The sequence below is a fragment of the Pseudovibrio sp. Alg231-02 genome (assembly GCF_900143565.1).
Lineage (GTDB): Bacteria > Pseudomonadota > Alphaproteobacteria > Rhizobiales > Stappiaceae > Pseudovibrio.
Map to the genome: position 1 here is coordinate 268,251 of NZ_FREX01000005.1, position 25,676 is coordinate 293,926.

The following is a 25,676-nucleotide window of genomic DNA, read 5'->3' on the forward strand; positions in this document are numbered from 1 at the left end:
CAGTTACATATCACAAATAGCACCCAGGCAAGATGAAGTCTCAACCAGACACTCGCTAAACGTTTAGGCAAACAAACAAAACAAGCAAATTCAGATAGTTATTTGACTGTTACGCTTTAGTCAGCACCGTCAATTCAAAGATATTTCAGAGTACTTACGGCATTCATAGATGAATGCGAATAACGCTTTTCCCAATACTGGTAGACTGAAGTCGTATACATGTAATGTTGACATATCACCGATACGTGCAATCCCTCTATACATAAAAACTAATGTTTCGGGGGGAGGCCCGTACATGGCACCAATACTAGAAATCAGTGACCTCAAAGAGCGCGCTCGCAGACGCGTTCCAAAGATGTTCTTCGATTACGCGGACTCAGGTTCCTGGACTGAGAGCACCTATCAGGCAAACGAGAGCGACTTCGCGAAGATTAAGCTGCGTCAGCGCATCGCGGTTGACATGACAGATCGCACGCTTGCTACCAAGATGGTCGGACAGGATGTCTCCATGCCTGTCGCACTGGCACCAACTGGCCTGACCGGAATGCAGCACGCCAATGGCGAAATTCTCGCCGCACAGGCAGCTGAGAAATTCGGCGTACCTTTCACGCTTTCAACCATGAGCATCTGCTCTATTGAAGCTGTTGCAGCGAAGACCACGAAACCATTCTGGTTCCAGCTTTACGTGATGAAGGATCGGGACTTCATCAACGCCCTGATCGATCGCGCAAAGAACGCAGGCTGTTCTGCACTGGTTCTCACATTCGACCTGCAGATCCTGGGCCAGCGCCACAAAGATTTGCGCAACGGCTTGTCTGCCCCGCCAAAGTTTACGCCAAAGCACATCTGGCAGATGGCAACACGCCCAATGTGGTGCATGAAAATGCTCACAACGCCAAACCGCACCTTTGGCAATATTGTCGGCCACGCAAAAGGTGTTGGCGATCTCTCCTCCCTGTCCTCATGGACAGCTGAGCAGTTTGACCCGCGCCTGAGCTGGGATGACATTGAGTGGATCAAAAAACAGTGGGGCGGTCCGCTAATCCTCAAAGGCATTCTGGACAAGGAAGATGCACGCCACGCAGTCGATTCTGGCTGTGATGCGATCATCGTCTCCAACCACGGCGGACGTCAGCTCGACGGTGCACCATCCTCCATCGAGATCCTGCCGGAAATCGTGGACGAGGTCGGTGATAAGGTGGAGATCCACATCGATGGTGGCATTCGCTCAGGTCAGGATGTGCTGAAAGCCATCTGTCTCGGCGCAAAAGGCACCTACATCGGCAGACCGTTCCTGTACGGTTTGGGCGCAGGTGGAAAGCAAGGCGTGACACAGTCACTGGAGATCATCCAGAAGGAACTGGATACCACCATGGCACTGTGTGGTCGTCGCGATCTCAATACACTCAATCGCGACAACCTCTATTCCATCAGAGGCGAAAAAGTCTAGAGCGCATTCCGTTTGAATGTATTCAATCAAACGACAAGAATTCGCTCAAAATAAAGAAGTTAGGGCATGAGGCGTGAATGCAAACAAGCGCAACATGCTCTAACACCAGCAAAACACTCAGTCGGGAGACCCAACGGTCTCCCAGCTGTCATTGCGTTCAGAGCGGACAATCGCATCGATGATTTCCATGTTCTGGATTGCATCAGCAACACCGTAAGGCAGCTCTTCTTCACCTTTGACCACACGAGAGAACAGCTCTCCCTGCAGTGTGTACTGATCACAGGCAGCAACGCGTTCAACCTCAATCGCACCATCCCCCGGCAAACTGCCAGAATCGAGGCGCAAGATAGTCTCTTCACCAGCAGGTGCATTGAACGGGATGAGAATTTCCAGACGCTTGGCAGTCCCCACCAGATTGATACGCTGATACGGAGCAGACTGGGTTGAAACCGTAAATTGAGCCTGACGTCCTTCTCCAAAGTCCATCATCACAGATGTCAGACGGTCCGTGCCAAAATTTCTGTCACGATCAACAAGGCTCACAACACGCTCAGGTTCAGCATCAAAGAAGTAACGCGAAGCCACAATCGGATAGCAGCCGATGTCCATCAGGCCGCCCCCGCCAAGCTCTGCTTTATTGCGAATGTTCTGCGGGTCCTGATTGCTGTAACCAAAGAACGCCTGAATGCTCTGCAGCTTGCCCAGCTCACCGGATTCTACAATCTCAAGCGCTCGCTGCCACTGCGGATGCGCGCGCACCATAAAGGCTTCCATAACAAAGCGATTGTCAGGCATTTCCAGCAGAAGACGCGCTTCATCTGCATCAAGCGCAATCGGCTTTTCACAGAGCACATGCTTTCCAGCTTTCACAGCCTCAATCGTCATCGGCACATGCATGTGGTTTGGAAGCGGATTGTAAATCACGTCAATATCAGGATCAGCCAGCAGCGCCTCATAGGAACCATAGGCTTTCTCGATACCCAGTTCAGCAGCAGCTTTCTTCGCATTCTCCTCATTACGAGAAGCAATTGCGACAACCTCAACGCCTTTGGCTTTTTGAAGCGCAGGAATAACCTTTTCGCGGCCAATCCGTGCAGTCGAGAGCACACCCCATTTAACCATTGTAATTCTCCCAATCTATACTGCAGGAACCGTTATTTAGCGCTCTCAAAAGTAACCACTTTCTCCCCGACCTCAGTTTTTGAAAAACGGTCAAGTTCAGAAATGGCCGAAATGATGTGATAGAGCGAGCTTGCTGGCGCCGCTTCTTCCACAAAGCTACCATCCGGCAAAAACTTGTCTTTCCAGAGACCAGCAGGCACGTCCTCAAAGAACAGTTCCAACGCCTTCAACGCATCCTGCATGGATTGCCGATACCGAGGCCATTCACTCTCAGGAGCACTCTCTAACATGGCGATAGAGCCTTTAAGCCATTCAGCCTGAGACCACAGACGCGCCAGTGGGTCACGCATGGAAAAGTCATCATTGATGCCCATCACCGCAACACCGCGCTCACGATCTACGCCATAGACCTCCGCAATCTCAAAGAGACGCGCAGCAGCAGCCTTAGCGCGATCATCACCACGCAGCTTGTTCCAACGGCTCAGCAACCATGCCCATTCAAAATGATGTCCCGGCTCAAGCGCTCTGCCCTCATCACCTGGCATCGGAGACCAGTCCAGCGCAAAGAACTCACGCAATCCGCCCGTTTTCTCACAGATGAAATACTTCAGACAAAGCTCACCAAGCTCATCTGCCAACGCAGACCAGACGGCTTTCTGCTCAGAGCTCAGGTTCTCAGAGCGTTCCCATTCAAGACACATTTCAAACAGATGCATATGCGGGTTGGCACCCAGTGGCGCACGCGCAGGCTCAGCTTCCTGAAAGCCAGCAACAGGATGCTTGAAGCGGCTCTTCAACACATCAAGCAAAGCAGCAGCTTTCGCGCAGGCTTCCCCGCGCTGTTCACTGTTTACATCAGCAATGCTGGAAAGAGCCAGTAGCGCAAAGGCCTGATTGTAAAGGTCAAACGAAGTGTCGAGCAGCTCACCATCGGGCGTCGCAAGCGCACCGATATACCCATCAGCAGTGCCGTACACCCGCTCCACATAGGCTTGCGTGCGTAGCGCGACATCCATCCACGGGCCATCCCAGCCCAGACGTCCCGCTTCGCAATACACAAACACCATACGAGGGTTGACGCGACCACGTCTGTTATCCGCGCTGCCTTCACAATCCAGTGTGATGGTCTCAGCAAAACCACCATTTGCAGCGTCTTCGCCAGCTTTCAACCAAAGCGGCAATGCATCTTCAAACAACCACGCGCGCAACTTATTCAGGTGATCGACAATCACTTCCGGTACTCCACACCATCATCAGCCCGCTCCCACGAACCCCCGATGGCCTCCATATGTGCAAATGAAATCAATGCGCTTAAAGGTTCGACTAAAGGACCAAAAAACACAAATCCGAACCTACGACGAGTAGGCGACAAGACAAAGCTAAATGAGCAAGTTTTTGGGGGATTATAAAGTATCAGAGAGTTAGTGGTGCCGCTGAAAGGACTCGAACCTTCGACCCCATCATTACGAAATATGAGACAACCGATTTCAGGACATTCCAAGATATTTCACTATTCACAACGTATCCAACTGTTTTTGCTAAATAATAGTTTCGTCTCTGGTCCTTTCCCGTCCCATATGTTCCACTGCCAGCACCTTCAAAAGGTACACCCCAGGGTACACCCCAGATCACCCTAAGATTTTATCTTGCCTCTGGGTGCACCTGAGCGGAGATAGCGGAACATGGTCAACGCATTAACGCAGATTGGAATTGACGCACTGGTCAAACAAGGACCACCGGACAAACGCAAGGAGTTGGCAGACGGACAGACTCCCGGCTTGCGTTTGGTTGTGCAACCCACCGGAGCAATGAGCTGGGCCTATCGTTACAAAGCCATAGACGGAAGCCGCAAGAAGGTTACTCTCGGCCCCTATGCGAAGAGGAAGGGAGCAGGTCTAACCCTCTCAGAGGCTCGCAGGAAGGCGCAACAAGCCCAGCGACAAAGGGTTGAAGGCATTGACCCTGCCAACGCCCAGAAGATTGAGCGGCAAGAGCAGGTAGCTGCAATAGCGAAAGCCGACCTTCAAGAAGCAGATCAGTTTGAGAAGCGGTTTAACGAGTACATGAGGCGGGAAGCCTCTCAGCTTCGCTCTGCTGACACAATTCGCGCTGTGATCGACAGGAGGTTCTTTCCAAAGCTCAAGACGCGCCCGGTCACAGAGATCAAAAGGAAAGACATTCAAACCATCATCGACAAGATTATGGATGACCAAGAACCCAGTGCAGCAATTCAGGCGTTTGCATTCATCCGGCGCTTTAGCAACTGGCTTGTAGAGCGGGGTGTGATTGAAGTTAGCTTCTGCAATGGCATGAAACCACCTGCCAAGCCGAAAAGCTGCGACAGAGTGCTTTCAGAACGCGAAGTAAGATGGTTCTGGGAGGCTACAGGCAAGATGGGGTATCCCGGTGGCACATGGGCGCGTGTCCTTGTTCTAACGGGCGCAAGACGCAGCGAAGCTTCGCACATGGTGTTCTCTGAGTTGGACCTCGAAAGGGCAGAATGGTCGCTACCCGCAGAACGCTCCAAGAACAAGCAGGCAATTGCTATCCCTCTTTCCTCTTTGGTGATTAGAGAGCTTAAAGGCGTATCCCCGCTGGGCAGCCCTCCGTCCTATGTCTTCTCTACGGGCACGGGAAGGAACGGCAAGATAGCCCCTATCAGCGGCTACTCGAAGTTCAAGAGCCGGATCGACGAAGCCATGCTTGAAGAGGCTCAACAAGAAGCTGCAGAGCGTGGTGTAGCCGCAGATGACATTGAGATACCCAACTGGACCTATCACGACTTAAGGCGCACCTGCGCAAGCCTTATGGGCGCACTGGGTATCTCGCCTCATGTCGTAGAAGCAGCGCTCAATCACAAGACAGGCCAGATACAGGGCTTAGCCAAAGTCTACAACCGCTATGAATATCTCGAAGAGCGGAGACAGGCTTTTGAGGCTCTGGCGAACCACATTGAGGAGATCGTTACAGGCGAAGCAGCTCCGTCCAATGTTGTGCCGCTGAGGGGGTAGGCATGCAGCGCATAGAATTTGAGTACTCATTGGACCAGCAATACCGCATTAAAGCTGCAATGGCACCACTTCAGCTATCTGGCGAGGATCAAGAGTTTGCATTTCATGTAATCAAAGATGCTTTCTTCCTTGGCTTTTCTGGGTCCGAAGCTGATGACGAGCTCTTGAATGAGCAGATATCCATTCGCTCCAACTTAGATAAAAAAAATCAACAGGTTAGATAGAGTTCTGAGCCTCAAAGAAAGTCAGAAAGAGAAATACAATCAAGATTTTGACGATCAATTCTTCAAGCAGGTGCATTGCCTTAGGGAAAATTGCATCGAGGAAAAACTGCGAGTTGAGTTATTAATCACCGCACTAAAAGAAGGGAAAACCACTGGAGGAAGCTACAAGCTCTTCTTAAACACTCTGAGGTTTGCAGTGGCCACCATTTGGTTCATCGGTGGCCGAGAAATTGATGCATCAAATGAGTTCAAGGCGCTCTTTAAAGCTATCGTTAAACCGCCGCTAACCGACAGCGAAGTTATGAAAGAAACTAATTGCGGATGGTCAGAAAACGCGGCTCAATCTTTCTACAACGCAGTCCGCACGGGAAAATTTAAACTCCCCCCCACCAACATCGTAGAAACGAATTAACTCCTTGATTATAAAATTCATTTTTTGAACCATCTTTTTTTGCATCAGATATGATTTTACCAATACCAACGCTGCCGTTTAATTTACTACCGTTTCATTGCAAAAGCATATTGAGGTTTTGAATGGCAGAACAGGTTACTTTCCTCACAGCTTCAGGCGTCCGCGCACGGTATCAGATCGGTAACACTACCCTTTGGCGTTGGGCTAATGGCTCAGCAAACAATAATTTCCCCGCTCCTCTCAAAATGGGAAATCGAAAGCGCTGGCGTTTGTCTGACCTAGAAGCTTGGGAGCAGTCGCTAGAAGCAGACAACGACAGCAAGCAGCAAGAGACAGCGGCTTAGCTAACCTAGGTCGCCATGCGCGGCCTACCCGCCCCGAGCACCAATATTTCCGAACACATTGCATAGGACTTTTTATGACGGAACTGAATACAGTTGCGGCAAATGATGCTGGCCACCTCGTCAGCCCAAAGAGCCCTCCAAGGCGAACACCACCCGCACCTAGTAAACAGGAAAGCCACGCAGATTATGCAGGCATTGTAGTTCAGCAAGGACGTTGGCGTGTGATTGTTTGCAGGGATGGTATTCAATGGATCATCCAAAAAGGCGATTTAACGCGTGATGGATGGAGGTGGACAGGCAAGAGCTACTGTCGCACCAGAAAGGCCCTGTTACGCGACTGTGTACGCCGCTCTGCCCTTCCAGCGCCCCCTGAACTGCACCGGCTACCGGAGCGTATCAACCTGCAAGTCGCCAAAGTACCGGGCCAAAGCAAGCTGCCAGATCAGCTACACCCGGCGAATGACAGCAACACCAAGGCCGCAGCTTAACTCCCACCCATGCATTTTGGAAAGGCAATTTAATGAACCTGGAAGAGCAATTGTTATCACGCATTGAATACCCGGAACTTACCGATGAAGAGTTTGTAATCTGTCTTGAGAACACTCCAAAAACAAGCGCCCTTGAGCTAGCTGCGAATGCTCAGACTTGGCTCACAGAAGCGCTTGGCGACGGTAATACCCATCCGGCTAGCTGGGTGACTGGGCAGATGGAACAAGTCCAAAAACTTCAGAAAGACTGCTGGAAAGCCCAAACTGAGCTTGTTTCCCACCTACGCCTGCTTTTCCCGGCGCTACTCGACCCAGCAGAGGATGGAGAGACCGTAGAGTTTGCTCCAGAGCTAGTGAAGGAAATCTTGCTGAATCGCAAAACCAGAGAAGCAGCCTAACAAAAGGGCCGCGCAAGCGGCCTTCCCCTTTCATTCGTAACAAAGGTGATGAATGGGCGCAGCATTACAATACCAAGCCAATCAGCTAAACATCTTTCAAGAGCATGGACCAAGACTGGCAGAGCTGGGCCTATGCGTTATCCCTTTAGGCGGTGAAGATGGGAAAAAGCCGCTTGTACAGGGGTTTGATAAGCTCGAAGCCCCTTACTCTATCGAGGCGATTGTGGGATGGGCTGAAGGAGCTTTTAGAAATGCAAATGTTGGAATTGTCACAGGGTGGCCTAGTCAGGTCTTTGTCGTTGATGTGGACGACAGCTCTTTGGTTCCTGAGATGCTCAATAGGTACGGCGAAGCCCGTTTAGTAACCAGCACTCCAAGCGGCGGGTTCCACCTTTGGTACCGCTATAACGGCGAAGCATGTGGCGATCTGCGCTCAGAAGGGCTTGGGGTGGACTTGAAGGGGAAAGGCGGAATAATCGTTGTCCCGCCTTCAGCCCGCCCGGACCTTGGCGGCAAGCAATACCGCCTTGAAAAAGGCCGATGGGAAGAGCTCGCGCATCTAACTAAAGCAAAGCCCCAAATCCCGCAGATCCAAGACAACGACAATGACCCAACAGTGCAACCCACAGCCGGAGCAATCCGGAAGGGCAGGCGAAATAAAACCCTCCATAGGGAAGCCTTGAAGCTCGCTAGAGGCTGTTCGAGCTTAGAGGAACTCCTAGCAGCAGTTAATCAGAACATCGCCCATAGATTGGAGACAGACGCGAGCAGGCCGTTCCCAGAGAGGGAGATAGTCAGAGCGGTTAAGAGTGCTTGGAAGTACGAAGAGCAAGGCACCAATTTTGCAAATGTGGGAGGCATAAGCTTGACCGGTGATGTAATCGACAGACTTAACCACAACGCAAACGCCTTGCAGCTTTACATCCATTTGCGCCGGTCACACGGCGCAAGCCGTAAGCAGTTCTCAGTCTCACCAAAGGCTATGGCCACTAACAAAGTTCTGCCAGGTTGGAACCACCAAAGGTACCGGTCGGCAAGGGATTGGTTGACGGAAAACTGCTTCCTGAAGCTCATTCACAAAGGCGGGCGAAAAAAAGGCGATGCTGATATGTTTGTGTTTACAGACGGGACGTGAACAAGGTCCGTTTGTAGGGTACGGAAACTGTACCCAATATAATAAACACGCCCCTTTTATTCAGACAGCTTTATCCGTCAGGTGATTGGAGAATTGAAAATGGCTAGCGTGATCGATTTTCGAGCAGCAGCACAGCAGCGTGGAGCAAAGATCCGGGTAGTCTCAGGTGTGACCGGTCCCAAGCGCCGATGGACTGAAGAAGACGATGACACATTGCGGATTGGCTGGCATGACGACATCAGCGCGGAAGCTATTGGCAAACGACTTGGCAGAACTGAAGCAGCAATCCGCAATCGAGCTGGACAGCTCAAACTACAGCGCCCTACTGCCTTGGAAATGTGGGAGTGGGATCAGGTAGCCCTTAAGCAATTGGGGTGGAGGCACTGGTAGTCCAGAGGTCGCGCCTCTGGCGCTTGCTCCGCAGCCTCGTCGCAAACCTCAACACAAGGACATAACGATGCAAGAACAATCTTCCAAGCTCACAGCAAAACAGAAGATGATCGTAATCGAGTAGCCCCTTAAGGCCCTTACAATATCATCAGTAACCTGCGCTATCGCATGGTGTCAGCGCAAAACTACGGAGAGGCCAAGCGTGGTTACTCAAATGGCGAGTAAGGCACACCAGTCTTTCGTTTAATGATGCGAGCGAGCTCTAGTTCAGGTCACCGATAACCAGCCTAAACTAGAACATAGAACGGCTAAGCAGGGGAAGGTTCTTGCCGCGCGCGCCTAGCATCATAAGGGCATAGGGCTGAGATTGTTTGCAGCAAACCACTACAGCCCGCAAGAATGATTGGAATGTGTGTCGTGCCCATCACCACTTTTACAGATGGTTCAAACACAGATATGAGGAGCAGTAACGAGCTAGCGAATGTTGCGGCCGCATATAGCGTATCATGCTTTGTTTTTAAGGCGCCGATTGTAAACTTATCAGTCGCTTTAGAGAAAAAGTCCCACACAATATTGATGAACATGAAAAGCAAAATCCAAAATAGATAGTATTTAGCTAAATCAACATTATTACTGGGAAAAAAAGCTACGATCACTACACGTTCCAACATCGCAAACCAGTGATATCTTATCTAAAAAACACAATCTTAACTGTTTGGCCAATAGCGCCAAACACGCCGCCTCCAATTGCAAAATAATCGAAGAACAACTCAGACTTAGTTTCATTCAGCCACTGCACTGCCTCAGCTGCATGGGTTACATTCAAAGCGCCAAGAGTTGCTAAACCAAGAGTTGCACCGACGATTGCGGCCTTTGATATGGCAGCAATTCCCATGATCATTTTCCACGACATTGAGTCCGAACTTTCAAATGTATATGAATAATTACGCATTAAATCTGCCTCAAATTAGCAATAGCAGTCTCTCACAGTCAACGCTACTTGGGGACAACTTAAAATTGCTACCATGGAAACTAGCAGAACAATTGGAAACAAAGAATGAACTTTAGCTTCCATAAGTGCAGCAACAAAACGCAAATTATGAAGGCACTCTAAGCACCATTCTTAGGTTTGATTCTAACCAGCCCCCCGGTTTAGGGACCGTATTTCGCTTTTTTCAGTTTGCTGCGGTGGCGGAGCCCACGTTATGGCCCGTTACAGCTGAAAAAATAGCGGGGTTACATGACAGGTTCAGACGAAAAAGATTAAGTAAATCAAAGCCCCAACCTTCAAAACATGTAAAACCGCCCCCTTTTAACGTACTCGCCCAGTTTCGCATTTTGGCTGCATTTGGCCGATCTTCCCTCTATCCGCTTGGCGTTGCTTTCCAACCGCTCTAAAAAGCGAGTGAGAAGCAGAGGACAACTCCCTCACCCAAACAGGTGTAATGGATTGATTGCATATCCTTTTTCTGCTTCTACGGGCCTTTTAAAAAGGGAAGGTAAGCAAGGCCTTTAAAGCTGAAAAACGACAAAGTTCAGCCCTATCACGGCATCCGCTCCATTTTGCCCCTCAAGAGCACTTAAGCAAAGAGGGAAGCTGGACTACACGCCCTGAGGCTTAGAAAGCGCGTATAGAGCAGGAAACACTCTCAGACGCCAACAACCATAGGCAGAAGTCCGTATCGAACTGCAGCACGCTTTAAAACACCCAGCGTAACACAGCACAAGCGCCAGAAGCCATAATGAGGCGCCTTCAAGGCAAATGAACTGGATTAATCAAAGCAAGGATGAGAAAGCGCCCAGAACAGGCCTAAAACGGCTAGTGCGGACTTTCTGGTGCTCTAGATAGAGCTAGCATCAGAATAGTGAGTTGGATCAAGGGGACTGTTGTAAGAAACCGAAAAATTGCTCCAACACTACGTCATCACCAATATGAAAACCAACTACTGCTGTATATAAAATATGCCAGCAGTAGAATGTCGATTATTATAAGGATTAAAAATTTCCACTTCTCATCCGAGATAGTTCTTCGGTCACAAGCTGCATTGGCAGCTCAAAAAAATCAAAAAGTCCATAAAGCGGTGACAAAAGTGGCTGCACAATCTCCGGCAGATTAGGATCAATAGAGTTTGCATCTATATGTGTGCTTAGTTCAATTGTGTTCTGACGAGCAACTCTCCTTTGCCGCATCAGCCTTCGACCTTCGATACTAGTCAATGCTCTACCCGCCAAGCCTGAATAAATAGCCGAGAAGCGGATTGTAGCTGTTCCTTCAAAAAGATTATTTGCTAGTCTCCTAGCATGAAGAAGCGTTTCACCAACCCGCCAAATAGGGAGCGTGACATCAAACGCTGTTGCGGGTGGAAGATCAAGGTCGTCTCCATCTTCTTGAAACCCTCTCAGCAAAAAAGCAAAGCCTTCAGGACTAACACGCCAATAATCCGAGTGAGCGGGATCGTTGTCTTGAATGCGCATTTGGGGGTCGCCGCCAAGCCAACATTCAACAGAACCATCTATTGGGTAAGGTTCAATCCCTTCTCTTGTCGGATACCAAAAAGGAGGCCATCCGGTATATCGCGTCTCGCTTCGCTTTAGCAACTCAGAAAATTGAGCTGGAGTAATATGTCGACGTTCACCGATAATTTCATATGCAAAGCAATAGCTTCCATGCGGAAATCGAGGGCCAGAATTTTCTGCCAACGGCTCTACGAGGTGTTCCCATCGCAAGTGACTCGCATTGGTCCACTCTTCAAGAGCAGCAGGCTCTGCCTCACGCTCTATTTGGGGAACAGCCCCAGTGATCAGATCCCTTATCTGATCGAACATGTCATCACGTCGATTACGCAAGCAACGATCAAGAAGAGCGTCCCATTCCTGAGCACTCTGAGGTGTTTCACTTCGGGGGCCAGGCTTCCTGACATAGATTGCATTGCTAGTTACGATGTTTCCATGAGGCCCCGCCCGACGAGCGCGGACGGGAACGCGATGTCCCCCGGGAACAACCACGATTGGATACAGAGCACCCTCAGGGCTTGGGACAATATGGACGGCGCAATGGAAGGGAGGATCACAGTAATTGTGAACGATGCCATTAATTAGGTCTTGGCTATATCCCTCGAAATCAGCAGGACGTCCTTCTGCCTCGACAACACCTGCATCCGTTTCAAGAAGACCTAAAGCTACAAACCCTCCTCCACTATTGGCGATAGCGAGAATAGCTTTGGCCACAGTAGCCTTATCCTCATTAGACCCTTGCAAATCAAGCCAGTTTTTCACCTCAAAGTCAGGGGATTCTCTTGGGTCGACGAGCAAATCCTTTAGTCTCTCACGACTGACCTCAATAACCATGATCAATACTCACGTTTTATCTTGAAATGTAAATTACACGAGATGTGATTTGATCTGTTAATTATAGAGAGTTCAATGCATTTCTCGCTTACTGACAACAAACAGCAGCTCACTGTGAGCCACTAAGAAACTGTTGCTTACTGGAACGTTGGGATATCCTAAAACGCACAAGTTTTGTGGAGCGTGCTTGATAAATGCTTGGAACAAGAGAGTGGTTAGCAAATGTTCACTGAGTACAGTACGGCTCAAACGAAAGCCTGCTTACTGACTTCTGTGGCTCTCTGGTGCTCTTGGCACTCTGAAGCTCTGTTCAATTCATTACCACAGCAGCGGTGAAGCGCAAACCAATTCCTCGATCAGATAGGAGCGACCACCTTTCAAGGCGAGGTGCGCTTTCTGAAAACGAGTAAGCGGCTAAAGCTGCGTGGTTACAGTGAGTTGTATAATTTTAAGCCAGCCTGCGACAAACCAGACCGCAAACCAATCAGCAAGCGGAATAGCAAACACCCTCTAACAATGTGCAGTCGCGAGCTTGCTGAGTATACAGGCAAGCAGCACAAACACGTCTTTCGTGACATTGAGAAGATGCTGAATGACCTGTCAGAAGATCGGTCCAAATTTGGGCACATCTCAAAAGACAGCTATGGGCGAGCCCAAAAGGGCTACAAATTGCCCAAAGACCTGACCTTCACATTGATTGCTGGCTACAATGTTAAACTGCGCAAGGCTAGTAGACCGGTGGCAGGAACTTGAAGAGCTTGCATAAACGTCAATTAATTCAATGTTCTACTTTGTTGAAGGGTAATTTGGGGGATACGAAAATAATTCGGCACCCCGATTCCTGCTGAAGGTTGAAGAGGAACGAGGAGATGACTGCTGTTACCCCGTGGGGGAAGAGCGAAGCAGGGCAGATGGCAACCGGCAAAGCAACCAGGTATGAGCAAATGAAATCAATATCTAAGCCGCGCTCTTGCCACCGGGGCAACCAGCTGATCAACCAAGCTTAGGTAGCCGGTAGCCGTGCCTCAAAGCGGCACAGCGGGAAGCCCGACAACTATTTGTAATTACACTCGATATCAGGACGCAGAAGCAGGAAGCGGCCCAGAGGCAGAACACAAACAGGCACGCCCATGCATTTGAGGCATGAGCCAGCCAAGGAGTTAGCAAAGTTCTTGCCTTTACATGCGCGACAGACACCCACCGGATATCGCGACAAAAGAGAACCCGATATACCCCTTCAATTTCACGGGCTAATAACCTCCAGTTTCAGCGAAGTGCGACAGAGGCACGACAGCAACTCAACCAAACAACAGAAGGTCAGAACAGGGACACGGGAACTCACTCTAACCTTATGCCGTTGAAAATAAATTTAAGCCGCGAGGACAGCATAGGGACACCAAGAGGACGGCAAAGCATACAGTATCTCCCCCTCAGAGTGCTGCCCAAACGCTGTTAGTTGTCAGGCAGAGTGAGCAGACAATAAGCACACACAGAGTCTACCACTTAGACAAGCACCAACATCTCTGACCTGCGCATAGCTATCAGGATCTTCCAGCTCAGCAACCATCGTGCCAACGAGCGCTAGCCGCTCCATTCCCCCCCCCTCAAGAGCACTCAAGCAGAGAGGGAAGCAGGACTACGCTTCCTAAGACTTAGAAGCCCGTATAGAGTAGGAAACGCCCTCAGATGTCACAACCATAGGCAGAAGTTCAAATCGAACTGCTGCACGCTTTAAAACGCCCCCTCAAGGCACATCACCAGCATCAACAGTTTGCCTCTAAGTATGCGATCAAACCAAGCTAACAGCACAAGTCAGAGCTTAGGAAGCCAAGTAACATTCTGCTAAGCCCCGCTAAAAAAGGCTGATCAGTTTAATCCGCTGTTGAACTCAGCCTTAACAAGAGTCCATCATACAAAAACTACTTCTACGAACATCGCCTTCTGCGCGACAGGTGAGATCAAAATGTCCAGAAAACAAAGGTTACTTGCAGGTGATGATGCATATGCGTTGTGGAAACGTGGTGCTGTTGAATGGAACCGTTGGGCCAGACAAGAAGGTAAAGATTGGGAGGTTCTATTTGAAGGCAACATTCCAAAAAAAGAAGAAGAAGGGTCGGCGAACTTTGAGAACTTCGTTTTTACTGGAAAGGTAAATTTTGCCAATGCAACATTACTAAATGCGCGTTTCAAAAATGCGACATTCCAAGGAGAAGCACGCTTCAATGGCGTGCAATTCAAGTCTGAAACAGACTTTGCTAATGCTCAGTTCATACAGCCAGTTTCATTTCAGCATTCGCGTTTTGAAGGAAAAGTCTACTTTCCTCAAACCAAGTTTAAAAAGGTATGTACTTTCGCTCAGGCCCAATTCAAAGAGGATGCCAATTTTAAGCAAACCATCTTTTCTGGCGAAGCAACGTTCCACAAATCAAAATTCTGCCATTACGCTTCATTCATCGAAGTACTATTTTGGAGGGAAGTTAACTTTCAAGATGCGGAATTTTTTAAAAATTGTCGCTTTGAAAGCACTACATTTCATAAATCAGCCAACTTCCCGGGCACAGTTTTCAGAGCTGGTTCACAGCTTGTAGATTGCGACTTTGAAGGCATAACCTCTCTTGGCCACGCACAATTTCACGCCGATACAAGTTTTGAGCTATCAACTTTCGAAATGCTCGCCTCCTTCTACGCGGCAAGGTTTGAGAGGCAAGCTACATTCAGGCATAGCAAATTCAATGGAAGCCTGGACATATCTAGAGCAAAGTTCCTTTGCATTCCAGATTTTCGCCAGACAGCCCTTGGGCATCATGTGACCTTACGTGGTGCAACAATTGAACGACCAATCGAGTTTGCTGATGAAGATGCAGATCGTCTACGACGCCTGAAGGAAATGGCAACCCAATCTAAAGACCACGAGCTTGAACAAGAATTCTTTGCTCAGGAAATGAAGGCTGCCCGGTCTACTGAGATTCCAGAACATTTGCACACACAGCCTCTTATGAAGCTACGAACTGCAATCCGGCCCATTTTCAATTCCAAACAGTTCGGTAAAGTAAGGTTACACCTAATTGGCGAACTCCAGCGACGTCGGCTTGTACGTTTGCTCCGTCTGATGCCCAACTACGTATATGAAGTTTTCAGCAACTTTGGGCGCAGTATTAGCCGTCCATTAATCGGCTTGCTAGCCACATTGCTTGCGTTCTCTGGTGTGTTTCAATTGCTTGCAATCAAAGAAGGTGCGAGCTGGTCTAGCGCGTTTGTTTACTCTGCAAGCTTGCTACTTCCCTTTTTCGGCTTTGCTCGCAACGAAGGCAGGCTGGCAAGAGAGGCGCTATTTGGTGAAGACTATCATTCAGCAGTGCTATCATTGACTGGATTTACCGAAGGAACCCTAGGGCTCGTATTTGTTTTCTTGATTGGCTTAGCACTCAGGAACCGTTTCCGGATCTAGCAAAGCAAATAGCAAAGTTCACTTGATGAAGCCTGCAGTAATTAAGTGGGGGATCGGCTCTCTGGTGCTCTAGGCACTCTGAAGCTCTGGGCGGACCAATACCACAGCAGCGGTGAAACGCAAAGTGATTGCTGGACAGCTAACTCAAGGCTGATTTGAGCCCATAGCGAACGCTTTACCTTTACGTGTCACAGCCTTAATAGGAGCAAGATTGCGACTTCAGGGCGCCCACATTTAGCTTGTTGCTTGAGGTCAGAAAGCGAAAATTCGTAACGGGCGCAAACTCCCTGTTCAGTAACGTAAAAAGCAAACATCAAAGTTCGTCAGGCGAGGGTTCCGAAAATGTCATTTTCATTTTATCTGATCGAAAATCGCCAGCCACAAAAGATTTAACTCTGGAAATCGTTCACGTGCCGCTACACTGTTATCTGCGACGGCGATGTCTGCAAAGAATGCTTTCTGAACTCTTTCTTTTTCCGAAATCTCACCTTGATATGACTGTGCTTTAGAAAAGTAGTGCGTCCATCTGATCGGAAGCAATTCGCCTCTTTCATTACAAAGGTTATGTCGCCCCATAAACATCTCGATACCAACAGCATCCCCATTCACATCCACTGTATGTACGCCTTGAGGTCCGACAGTTGGATACGAACGTCCCAACTCAATCTCTGGCAAGCAAAGCGCGCGGATATTGGATGGGAGCGCTAACTGTTTGATTTTTTCGAACTCCAAACGCCCAGCCGCGTCATTATCAAACAGCGCTAGGATCTTCATCGGCGTACGAGCTGCAGCAAATGCCTTCAAAAATTTGAGCAGAAAGCTGGCTCCGCCATCTACGTTCAATGTGTCATGATCGAAGAAGGAAAACAGCTCTGAAACATTAGGATAGAGCGCAGTCAGCGATGCCTTAAGCACCTGCATGTCGGTCTTGCCTTCGGCCATTATCACTACGGGTTCTAAAATTGATCGTTTGAGGGCGTCAGGCTTGCGAGCTTCCGCGATCAAACAAAACCCTTCGTCGTAGTAACCCCCGCCAACCAATGCTGAAACATCGAGAGATATCAGTTCCACGTCCGAGCAGGCCTCTAGAATCAACCTGTAGACAAATCTAACATCATCACACGAAAAGAAGAGCCAACTTTCGTTGGAAAAAGTATCCAACATTTGTCGTTCCACTTCGTCTTCAGGCTCTTCGTCACGGTCCAAAGAATATCGTTTTTTAATGACTGATCGGCAGCGCCGCATCCACTCATCAAGAGAAAATTTCTCGAGAGCTTTTAGGGTTTCTGCTGCCCAGTCACTGCCATCAGCTACCCACTCCTTGTAAGTATATAGCTTTGCAGTGTGCCATTCTTGGAATGCAGCCTTGGAGTTTTCAAGAGTGATACCCATGAGCTCAAGCCTAAGGAGTACATCCTCCTTTTGAGCTTCGTAAAGGATACTATCCCACCCTGCTTCCGGATCTTCTTCGTCAGGTACGACCAACCGCTCGTTTTCCTGAAAAAGTGATATCATGTCGTCTGGAACGCTCGACTTCCAAGTGTCGATATAGAGATCGTCAAATCTTAGTTCGCAATAACTTCCCATGCCGCTGGGTAGCACGCTGAACGAGCCAAAGTATAGTTGAAAAAATAAAGTGAGTAGCAAAATTTGAACCCGAATGCCATCTTGGGCAAACGACCTGGGAGCTTCTCATTCCGCTTTATTCGTATTTCGCTCCAAACTGTTTGACTGTCCGCTTCTACCAATGCAGTTGCTTGGCTCGCAACACGATGCTTGACACTGCAAGTGAGGGCTAGTGAAACGCACTAAAAATAGATCTTAGCAACTGATCTAACTCGGAAAATTCAGTCCGAAGGGCAATCGGATCTCCACCTTTCTTCATTCTGGTCAAAAACCGCTTCGTGATGTCATCTTTGTTTTCTAACGCCCCTTGATAACGTTTGATTTGAGTGTTCCACCCCGTCCAACGAATAGGATGAAGTTCACCATTCCGATCAGTCAAAGCTATCTTTCCTAGGAACAATTCAATCGAGCTAGCAGCGCCGTTTACATCCATGTGCCGCTCCCCTTCAGGCCCGATCGTTGGATAATCTTTAGCAAGTTCAAGCTCTGGGAGTACCATCGTTTTGATGTTTTGCGGCAAAGCCTTGATGCGATCGACATGTTGCCGTTCCGCCAGTCCTGCTGCATCATTGTCAAACAGGGCTAATATGGACTGATCCATCCTGACACCTGCAAACGCCTTGACCATCTTGGTAAGCATAGATGCGCCACCTTGAATGCTAAATTCCTGAAAATCTACAAACTGGAATAGATCAGAAAACTCTGGATACATAGCCTGAATAGCTATCGACAATACTTCGGTATCAGACTTACCCTCTGTCAAAATGAGGACTGTACCGGTTTCACGAATGAACTCTTGATGCTCATCTTCAAATTGATGCAATCGCCTGAGATTTTGATGGACCGTCAGTTCCTCGGCGAAATCATCAGAAAAAGATGCGAGGTCAGTCCAAACGTACTCTGGATTGAAATACTGGAGCTCTAACGCCAAGCTGGCATACATGTCGTTCAAATCAAACTCAATGACACCGCGTCGCGCCCAGTGATCTAGATCCAACTGGTTGGCCCGTTCTATCCAGTCGTCGAACGAAAGACCTTTTTGAGCAGCTATTTCATGTTGCAGATCATGTTTTCCGCTCATCTCTTCAAGGTAAGCAATGTGCTTTTGGTACTCCCGCTCCCAAAGGTCGCGGCAACGCTCATCAGTGTAGCCTTGTATATGGAGCCTGCGCCGAACATTTTCGCCGGGAGCGAGTAGATAGCTTATTTCGGTATCTGGATCATCGCACCATTCGAGCATCTTTTGCCTAACTACGGGGTGCGCTGTTTTCACAGTTCGGCGATACAAATCACCGTTGGCAAAACATAGAGTGCATGCGTGGTGCCAAGTCATAGACAGATCACCGAACGATTTTCCATCCAAATAAATGTCGTTCACGTCGCTCAAATCATCACCTCTAGTTTTGACAAAAACTCATGCGATACCGTTTAGGTCCAATATCACCAATGGGCGAGGTATTTCGACATCCTAAATGGCCACGCAAGAGATTAATCTCCAGCTCTGCCCCCTTGACACTAGCGGCGGACTTTCATCTGCCTAAGCCCCTGCAGTGCAGTAAAGTCCGCATAGCAATTTTTGAAGTGGCATTTGCCCCAAGCCGTAGACCACCCCAAGGACCCTTTAAGTTCATGGAAAGATACGCTTCAATAATCGCTGCAAGTATTGATAGTCAGCAACTTACTCATAGCTGTCAGGATCTTCCAGCTCATCAACCATTGCACCAAAGAGTGCTAGCCGGTCCATTTCATCTTGGGTGAGGATCACATGTAGATGGATCATCTCTCCCACAGAGTTGACCTCACAGCGCTGGGCAACGAAGTCTACTGCCACTTGGAGCAAGCTGTTTGTCTGGTCTGAGAAATCGCTTGAAGTATGCATAGCCGGTTTCCTTTTGATTTGAAAACCCGACGAAAGAAACGCCAATTTCTGGTGGTCGGGCAGAACAAGATTGGCGTTACCGCCCAAAAGGAAGCGGCGCACATACGTGCTCTCATTCGCCCGACCATAGAAAACCACGCTCACAAAGAGTCGTGGCGTGGTGGGAACGCCTTTTGGTTAGTAGGAACGCCAATTCCCGCGCACCTCTGTTTGATGCGCTCACCGACCTTAGGCCAGCTGTGAAATAACATGGTGTGAAATCTTGGAGCTGTCAATAGCGGGGGAAACAAGCGCAAGCCCCTACAAGTAGCACTATAGGATTCATTCAGAGACTAAGCAGTGGGTTATAACTCAAATCCGTAACGGCCTTTCAGAGCGAGCTTCAAACCTCCCTCGGAACAGTATGAAGTTACTCAACTTGACCTGGAACAAAGCCAGGACTTTGATACCGGAGCAGTCGCTAATTTCACTTAGTTTCTTTATCTAAACCCGAACGAAATCTTTCTAAAAATAGATTTAGCATCGGTTGGGGGATTTTTCCTTCTTTGATGTCCTTTGAGGGAATGAGTTTATCAGCAGGATTGAAGGCAAGTTGTTCCAAGACAAGAGCTGCGATTTCGTTCTCATAGCCTTTAGCTTGCTTCTGGAAACCTTCAACAGAAACGGCCATCGAGTACTTGTAGGCATAGTGCTCACGAAGTCGGAACAAAGAAGAATGGCGTATCGCTGAAAAGGAAACAAACCACGCGGCAGGAAGCAAGATGATGAAACGAGCCATAACCTGACCTAGATACTGCCATCCTGTAACTTCGGTTTGCGGACTGTTAGTCGAAGCGATGCTCGCCAACTCTGGAAAGCTTCCTTGCAAGAAGGGGACAAGGATAGGCAGAAACACATAAACCATCAAAGGAACAGCTGATATGAATAGGAAAAATATTCCAATATAGAAGCTTATCCTTGCCCACAGAAGTTGCCTTCCAAGCTCTTCGTGCGCGGTTGAGAAGCTACTTGCAAGCCCTGCAACCGTAGCCCCCTTCAGCATACCCTCACTCTGATTGATTAGGTCAGTGACCGACTGTTCTTGTTCTTGAAACCTCTCAAAGAGCTGCCTCTGGATTTGGTTCCCTTCTTCAAAGTCAGCATTACGAGCTTTGAGTCGCTTGTCGAAGCCGTCAAAGTTGTTTTGGTATTGCGTCACTTCATCCTCTAAAGACGATGCCAAATATTGAATGGAATCGATAGAAGCCTTCTTCTCCGTGGCGTCGGCAAGATATTCGCCGATAGTTTTGCGTTCCTTCGCACTTTCATCTTTTAAGCGAACAGCCTCTTCCCACGCAGTCCTTGTGTCAGATGCCTTTGTCAAAGCGTCCGCAACAGCTTTTTTAAGCTCCATGTTTTCAGTCCGCAGTTTTTCAATTTCCTCACTCGAACTCTGTACTAAGGAAGACAAGGCATTCGCCGCCGCTTGAAAGCTGAAGGTTGCCTTGGAGGGCCGCAAGACGACTAAGATACTGAAAAATGCCTCTAGTAGGCTTTCAGTTGTGTCACAGAAGTTCTTAAAAAAAGCCCTGAAGTCATGGTTTTGACCATTAACGGTTTGGAGGTGAAAGTTGTCATAGTTGAAGGATCCTACTCCTCCACCGCCTTGGACAATCTGCCGAAATTGGTTGGCGAGGGTATCAAGGTGCTGTTTCGAACCGTCTATCGCTTGCTTCAACTGCAAAATCCGAGGCAAGGGAACAAGGAGGGAATGGTTCGACTTCCCGAACGTCTCGGAAATGTCTGCGACTACGACTACTCGGCTAAGACAGTCCGCGTAACTGATATCTGTCCCATGTATGTTTTTCTTCACATTGAAGTAAACACTGCCACTCTCGGTGGAGCTGTTGAAGTACCCAAGCAAATCAGTTGCCGAACTGGCGAGGTCAGCAGCTCCGAGACTGATTTCTTCGATTTGTGTTTTTCGCATGATTGACCCACCCTGAATTGCACCCTTCGCAATCAACTACCGTCAATGTCAGAGATTCCTTCGAAGTGCGCAAGGCCTTGGCTGCCGAATGATGCTAGGCCTTTACTGCAGGCATAAGCACTACTCGGTCTATGAATAGACAGCAGATTAAAACGTGGTCTAAATTCACGGCACGATGCCAGTTGAACATGAGCATGCGCCGCAGATCACTACCCAAAGCCAGAAATTGCCTGAGAGCCCCAGCACCTTCAAAAGGTATACCCTGAGGTACACCCCAACAAAAAAGCCCTCGAAGACGATCTCCAAGAGCTTGCGCTAACCTATTGAATTAACTGGTGCCGCTGAAAGGACTCGAACCTTCGACCCCATCATTACGAATGACGTGCTCTACCATCTGAGCTACAGCGGCGTTCCAACTGGCACAAGGGGTGTGCCGGAAAGTGGAAGTTTGATACCCAAGCTCCCAATAAGATGCAAGTATGATTTGCAATGGCAGAGAATGCATCCACCATCAATCTACGAAGGCAGGAGACGCAACAAAGAGCACGCGTCCTGCCTGTCCAAGTCTCTTAGAGCACGTCGCGTTCATTAGCATTCACGCATCGCGCTCTAACATATTTGGCCTAGCGAATTCTTCTCGTTTGATTGAATCCAATCAAACGGAACACGCCCTTAGCGGAAGAACCTGAAACTCTGATCCTTTGGAGTTTTCGGATCTTCATCATCTGGTTCAGGTCCTGGGTCATCAGGAAGCTGAGAAAGCGGGAACTCCACCAGCTTCTCATCTTTCTTCTCAGGTTTGTCATCCGGCGAGCTCGGAGCTTCCTTCTCGGTCTTGGAAGGGTCCTCTGCCTTGTCCGCAGCCTTTTCATTGGCTTTGGTCGGCGCCCAACTGGAAGATTCCACAGGTACGACAGTCGCACGAGGTTCTTCAGTCTTGGCTTGCTCATCCGGTTTTTTCTCAGCAGATGGCTCTTTAACAGTCTCTGTCACAACAACAGGTTCAGCAATGTCAGGCTTTTCCGCCGGTGCCTCCACAGGCTCGTCCTTCACTGCAGCAGGCTTCTTTTCCTCCTGCGGTTTCGGCACAACGATATCCGCCTCCACCGGTTCCTTCAGAACCTGTACAGGAGCTGCCAGTTCAGGTGGTTCAAACAGCTTGTCATCGATGACTTCAATCAACTGCTCCTGATCCACAGCCCCTTCCGGTGCTGCCCACTCATAGGCATCCACACGGCCAGTCTTTGGAGAAACAGGCGCCCAGTTGGCAGAGACAATGCTATCCGCAGTCCAGACTTTATCGCTTGGCGCACGTACAGCACGGGACAACCACTCACGAATGCGGCCCTGATCACCATGCTCGCGCTCTTCAAGATCAGCCATCAGCAAGAACGCACGTTGCGTTGGCTCAGAGCGCAGAACCCGCTTGAGCTGGTCACGTGCTTCATCAAACTTCTTGGCTTCAATCGCAGCAACAGCAATCGCAATCGCGCCCTCAGAAGAATAAGCACGCATGCTTGCCAGTGTTCTGACGCGGCTCAGACGATCCGTGACGGAATCCCCCGGACGAACATGAGCATAAGCGTCAGCAAGGTCTGGGTGCGGGCTTAACTTCCAGGTCGCTTCAAGGATCTTACTGGCTTTGCGCACCTCACCTGAGCGTGTCCGCAAACGAGCTGCAACAATCGCAGCAGGTACTAGTGAAGGAGCAAGGCCATGCGCTTCGACGGCAAGCGTGCGTGCACGATCCGGGTTCTCATTCTCCAGCTCAAGAGCACGCGCAGTTAGCAGTACAGCTTTCTGGCGGCGAAGAGTTTTCTTGTCCAGCATGCGAGCAGCATAGTTGCGCTCAAGCGTTGCAATGGCTTCTTCCCAGTCACCAGAAACGGCCTGATACCCAAGCACGGCATTGCCAGCCCAACGCAAACCCGGAACCAGATTAAAGGCTTCCTCAGCAAAATGGCGTGCGGCTGCAGGCTCACTTTCCCGTTCCGCTTCAATGTAAAGGCCGTGCAAGCCTACAGCCATGGAGCGATCATCTTCCAGCATCGCCTCAAACCGGCGACGGCTCTCTGCATGATCGCCATCCAGCTGAGAGGCCTGTGCCAGAAGCAAGCGTGCAGCAGGCTCGTTACCGTCCAGCAGTTTATCCGCCTTCAGGCCAAACTTGCGCGCATGTAGCGTATCGCCAGAGCCAAGGGCCAGCAGCCCCTGAGACAGGGCATCGTAGCCTTTGTCTTTCCGGCGGCTCTGCATGAAATGGGAAACCAGAGTTGGCGACTTCCAGATCAACCGGAAGAAGCCCCAAGCCACAATGGACGCCACAATGGAAGCACCAAACGCAACAACAGCTGTCAGCAAGCTTGCCTGAACAACATACCCTTGCCATTCAAGCGTAACGACGCCCGGACGGTCTGCCATCCAGGCTCCACCGAGAGCCAGCAAAAATACAAACGCGAAAAAGATGAGAACGCGGACCATGTCCTTCGCTCCTTTCCGATACTACTTGTTTTCAGAAACAAGCGACTTCAAAACTTGAGCGGTGATTTTCTTCACCAATTCATCTGCTGCCAAACGGGCTTTCACCTGCTCTGCCCACGCTGCACCAACCTGTTGCATCGGTTCTGGCAAAGCATCATAAGCCTTAATCGCTCCGGCAAGATCACCCGCAGAAACCCGGGATTCCATCGTGCCAAGCAACTCGCCGGAACTCGTGCCATCACTGTCAGTCGGCGTCCGGACAGAAACCAGCGACTTGGCACTGGAGAACAGACGATCAACCACATCATCATTCTCACTCGTCAGCGACACCGCACTCATATCACGCGCGACCTTACCAAATCCGGCAATCAACGCGGCAGAGGACGGAATACCACTCGCAGCACTTGCCTTCAGTGGCGCTAACTCAGCAGCATCCCCTGGCAGCACCGCTTCAACGGCAGCCAGTTCCGCCTCATAGGTCTCACCAGAATCAACTGCGTTGCGCAAAGAGGCAATCGCGATTGCACGCGCCGCCCGCTCCTGCGCACTTGCAGTGCCGAGAGCCTTCTCCAACCGGTCAACACGTGCAGTAATCTGCTGTGTTGTCTCGGCATTCGCCTGCGTCAGCGCTTCAATCTTGCCTTCAAGAACTTTTTGCTCAGCCGTCAACTTGCCAATCTGTGCTAGCGCTTCATCCACCTTGGAACCAGTCACAGCCAACTGTGAGCTCAGATCCTTCAGTTGTGTCGGCGCTTCTTTCAAAGCCTGAAACTGCTTCTGCAAATCCGTCAGACTGCCTTGCATACCCTTGAGAACCTGCTCAGCATTTTTTCGAGACGCTGCGGTCAGATCAGCAACCTGCTTTACCAGCTGATCCTGTGTCTTCTTCATGCTGGCAACAGCAGCACCATCACCGGCAGCACCGTTGGAAATCAGCTCGTTCAGCTCTTTAATCTCAGCGCCAAGCGTCGAAACCTGCTCTTGCACCTTCGCGGTCACACCAGCAGTCGCATCACTCAATTTACTGCTGGTTTCTTTCTGGATCGCATCCAGCTGATCAGTCAGGTTCTGAATGGTTTCCTTAGCCGCAAAACTACCCGCCGCATGATCTTTCAGCGCCGTAATTTCCTGACTCAGCTGCGAATAGCGGTTCTTGGAGCTTTCCAGAAGAGCCTGAACCTCGGTCGCATTCTGGCCAGAGCCGGCGCCAATCATCTGAAGCATGCCAACCTGATGCAGACCAACGCCAGCACCAGCAACAATCAGCGCACCAATAACGCCAGCAGCAATCATTGCGCCAAACCCAGCGCCTTGCTTGGGCGGATGCGGAGGCTTATCAGCAGGCCCGCCGGGACCTTTGCCAGAAGGAGGCGGTGGTGGAGGCGTATCCTTGCCACCCGAACCAGCCTTATCAGCCTTGCCCTTCACAGGCTCTTTCGCAGCAGAAGTGGTTGAGGTTTTGCTCGCGGCAGCAGTTTTGCTGGCACCTGTCGTCTTCGTAGCAGAAGGCTTTACTGTGCTGGATGCAGCAGCATCCTTCTTCTCATCAGCAGCGGTCTTTGCGCTTGCAGCAGCAGTCGGCTTGGCTGTTGTTGAGGCAGACTGAGCGCCCGTAGCAGTTTTAGCACCTGTTGCAGGCTTAGCAGCAGTTTTGGTCGCTTCAGTATTTTCAGGCTTCGCAGAAGATTGTGATTGTTGTTTGCCAGTTGGCGGCACAGAGCCCGCCTTGGTAGAAGTCGCCTTGCTCGCAGCAGGCTTGGCCGCAGGACCAGCGCTCGCGGCAGGCTTATCAGTCTTGGAAACGTCTTTCGCAGGCAGGTCAATCGTGACAGGCTTTCGGGATCCACTGGAGAGCGGAGATTTCCGTGATGATGTTCCACCACCCGAGCCTGCCCCGGTGGACGCCCCACCCTTTTTGTCATCAGCAGCCATCAAAACCTCCTAGAATGGC

Annotated in this window: 22 protein-coding genes and 1 tRNA gene; 11 read left to right on the forward strand and 12 right to left on the reverse strand. The window is 49.7% G+C overall.

Features of this window, described 5'->3' with window-relative positions:
- Positions 1–295 precede the first annotated feature (295 nt).
- A complete protein-coding gene (locus tag DHN43_RS15550; RefSeq protein WP_108819183.1) occupies positions 296–1,450 on the forward strand; it encodes an alpha-hydroxy acid oxidase in 1,155 nt (384 codons plus the stop codon).
- 117 nt (positions 1,451–1,567) lie between these two features.
- Here the strand turns inward: DHN43_RS15550 and DHN43_RS15555 are convergent, their stop codons facing one another.
- Both DHN43_RS15555 and DHN43_RS15560 read right to left on the reverse strand, forming a co-directional pair.
- Positions 1,568–2,572: a Gfo/Idh/MocA family protein gene (locus tag DHN43_RS15555; protein ID WP_063290339.1), complete on the reverse strand. Its 1,005-nt coding sequence runs from the start codon at positions 2,570–2,572 to the stop codon at positions 1,568–1,570.
- A 32-nt stretch (positions 2,573–2,604) separates the two neighbouring features.
- Positions 2,605–3,804, reverse strand: a complete 1,200-nt coding sequence (locus DHN43_RS15560; protein ID WP_108819184.1) for an AGE family epimerase/isomerase — start codon at positions 3,802–3,804, stop codon at positions 2,605–2,607.
- Between the two features lie 450 nt (positions 3,805–4,254).
- Here DHN43_RS15560 and DHN43_RS15565 point away from each other — a divergent pair, with 450 nt between their 5' ends.
- The 8 genes from DHN43_RS15565 to DHN43_RS15600 all read left to right on the forward strand — a co-directional run bounded on the left by DHN43_RS15565 (position 4,255) and on the right by DHN43_RS15600 (position 8,974).
- Positions 4,255–5,583 carry a tyrosine-type recombinase/integrase gene (locus DHN43_RS15565; RefSeq protein WP_108819185.1) on the forward strand — a complete coding sequence of 443 codons (1,329 nt, stop codon included), beginning with the start codon at positions 4,255–4,257 and terminating at the stop codon, positions 5,581–5,583.
- Between the two features lie 2 nt (positions 5,584–5,585).
- Complete coding sequence (locus DHN43_RS15570) at positions 5,586–5,807, forward strand: hypothetical protein (protein ID WP_108819186.1); 222 nt, start codon at positions 5,586–5,588, stop codon at positions 5,805–5,807.
- A gap of 196 nt (positions 5,808–6,003) precedes the next feature.
- Entirely contained in the window at positions 6,004–6,219 is a 216-nt protein-coding gene (locus DHN43_RS27050; protein WP_159096865.1) for a hypothetical protein, read from the forward strand.
- Between the two features lie 122 nt (positions 6,220–6,341).
- Positions 6,342–6,563 carry a helix-turn-helix transcriptional regulator gene (locus tag DHN43_RS15580; protein ID WP_108819188.1) on the forward strand — a complete coding sequence of 74 codons (222 nt, stop codon included), beginning with the start codon at positions 6,342–6,344 and terminating at the stop codon, positions 6,561–6,563.
- A gap of 74 nt (positions 6,564–6,637) precedes the next feature.
- On the forward strand, positions 6,638–7,051 hold the full coding sequence (locus DHN43_RS15585; RefSeq protein ID WP_108819189.1) for a hypothetical protein: 414 nt from the start codon (positions 6,638–6,640) through the stop codon (positions 7,049–7,051).
- 50 nt (positions 7,052–7,101) lie between these two features.
- Positions 7,102–7,449: a hypothetical protein gene (locus tag DHN43_RS15590; RefSeq protein ID WP_159096866.1), complete on the forward strand. Its 348-nt coding sequence runs from the start codon at positions 7,102–7,104 to the stop codon at positions 7,447–7,449.
- Between the two features lie 52 nt (positions 7,450–7,501).
- Positions 7,502–8,584 carry a bifunctional DNA primase/polymerase gene (locus DHN43_RS15595; protein ID WP_108819191.1) on the forward strand — a complete coding sequence of 361 codons (1,083 nt, stop codon included), beginning with the start codon at positions 7,502–7,504 and terminating at the stop codon, positions 8,582–8,584.
- A 99-nt stretch (positions 8,585–8,683) separates the two neighbouring features.
- Positions 8,684–8,974: a hypothetical protein gene (locus DHN43_RS15600; protein WP_108819192.1), complete on the forward strand. Its 291-nt coding sequence runs from the start codon at positions 8,684–8,686 to the stop codon at positions 8,972–8,974.
- A gap of 308 nt (positions 8,975–9,282) precedes the next feature.
- Here DHN43_RS15600 and DHN43_RS15605 read toward each other — a convergent pair whose 3' ends face one another.
- From DHN43_RS15605 to DHN43_RS15615, 3 genes are all read right to left on the reverse strand, one after another.
- Entirely contained in the window at positions 9,283–9,630 is a 348-nt protein-coding gene (locus DHN43_RS15605) for a hypothetical protein (protein WP_159096868.1), read from the reverse strand.
- Positions 9,631–9,662: 32 nt separating this feature from the next.
- Positions 9,663–9,926, reverse strand: a complete 264-nt coding sequence (locus tag DHN43_RS15610; protein ID WP_159096870.1) for a hypothetical protein — start codon at positions 9,924–9,926, stop codon at positions 9,663–9,665.
- A gap of 1,043 nt (positions 9,927–10,969) precedes the next feature.
- Positions 10,970–12,322, reverse strand: a complete 1,353-nt coding sequence (locus DHN43_RS15615) for an AlbA family DNA-binding domain-containing protein (RefSeq protein ID WP_063319711.1) — start codon at positions 12,320–12,322, stop codon at positions 10,970–10,972.
- Positions 12,323–12,760: 438 nt separating this feature from the next.
- Here DHN43_RS15615 and DHN43_RS15620 point away from each other — a divergent pair, with 438 nt between their 5' ends.
- Both DHN43_RS15620 and DHN43_RS15625 read left to right on the forward strand, forming a co-directional pair.
- Positions 12,761–13,075, forward strand: coding sequence for a Rha family transcriptional regulator (locus tag DHN43_RS15620; protein WP_199914817.1), 315 nt, complete (start codon positions 12,761–12,763; stop codon positions 13,073–13,075).
- Positions 13,076–14,285: 1,210 nt separating this feature from the next.
- A complete protein-coding gene (locus tag DHN43_RS15625; protein WP_108819195.1) occupies positions 14,286–15,770 on the forward strand; it encodes a pentapeptide repeat-containing protein in 1,485 nt (494 codons plus the stop codon).
- Positions 15,771–16,121: 351 nt separating this feature from the next.
- Here DHN43_RS15625 and DHN43_RS15630 read toward each other — a convergent pair whose 3' ends face one another.
- The 7 genes from DHN43_RS15630 to DHN43_RS15665 all read right to left on the reverse strand — a co-directional run bounded on the left by DHN43_RS15630 (position 16,122) and on the right by DHN43_RS15665 (position 25,657).
- Positions 16,122–17,357 carry a HEPN/Toprim-associated domain-containing protein gene (locus DHN43_RS15630; RefSeq protein WP_108819196.1) on the reverse strand — a complete coding sequence of 412 codons (1,236 nt, stop codon included), beginning with the start codon at positions 17,355–17,357 and terminating at the stop codon, positions 16,122–16,124.
- Between the two features lie 208 nt (positions 17,358–17,565).
- A complete protein-coding gene (locus DHN43_RS15635) occupies positions 17,566–18,783 on the reverse strand; it encodes a hypothetical protein (RefSeq protein WP_159096874.1) in 1,218 nt (405 codons plus the stop codon).
- A gap of 291 nt (positions 18,784–19,074) precedes the next feature.
- Positions 19,075–19,275, reverse strand: coding sequence for a hypothetical protein (locus DHN43_RS15640; RefSeq protein ID WP_063319715.1), 201 nt, complete (start codon positions 19,273–19,275; stop codon positions 19,075–19,077).
- A gap of 466 nt (positions 19,276–19,741) precedes the next feature.
- Positions 19,742–21,244: a hypothetical protein gene (locus DHN43_RS15650; protein WP_063319717.1), complete on the reverse strand. Its 1,503-nt coding sequence runs from the start codon at positions 21,242–21,244 to the stop codon at positions 19,742–19,744.
- A 333-nt stretch (positions 21,245–21,577) separates the two neighbouring features.
- A tRNA-Thr gene (locus DHN43_RS15655) sits at positions 21,578–21,653 on the reverse strand.
- A 263-nt stretch (positions 21,654–21,916) separates the two neighbouring features.
- On the reverse strand, positions 21,917–23,725 hold the full coding sequence (locus DHN43_RS15660; RefSeq protein ID WP_108819198.1) for a heme biosynthesis HemY N-terminal domain-containing protein: 1,809 nt from the start codon (positions 23,723–23,725) through the stop codon (positions 21,917–21,919).
- A gap of 21 nt (positions 23,726–23,746) precedes the next feature.
- Positions 23,747–25,657, reverse strand: a complete 1,911-nt coding sequence (locus tag DHN43_RS15665; protein ID WP_108819199.1) for a phage tail protein — start codon at positions 25,655–25,657, stop codon at positions 23,747–23,749.
- Between the last annotated feature and the right edge of the window lie 19 nt (positions 25,658–25,676).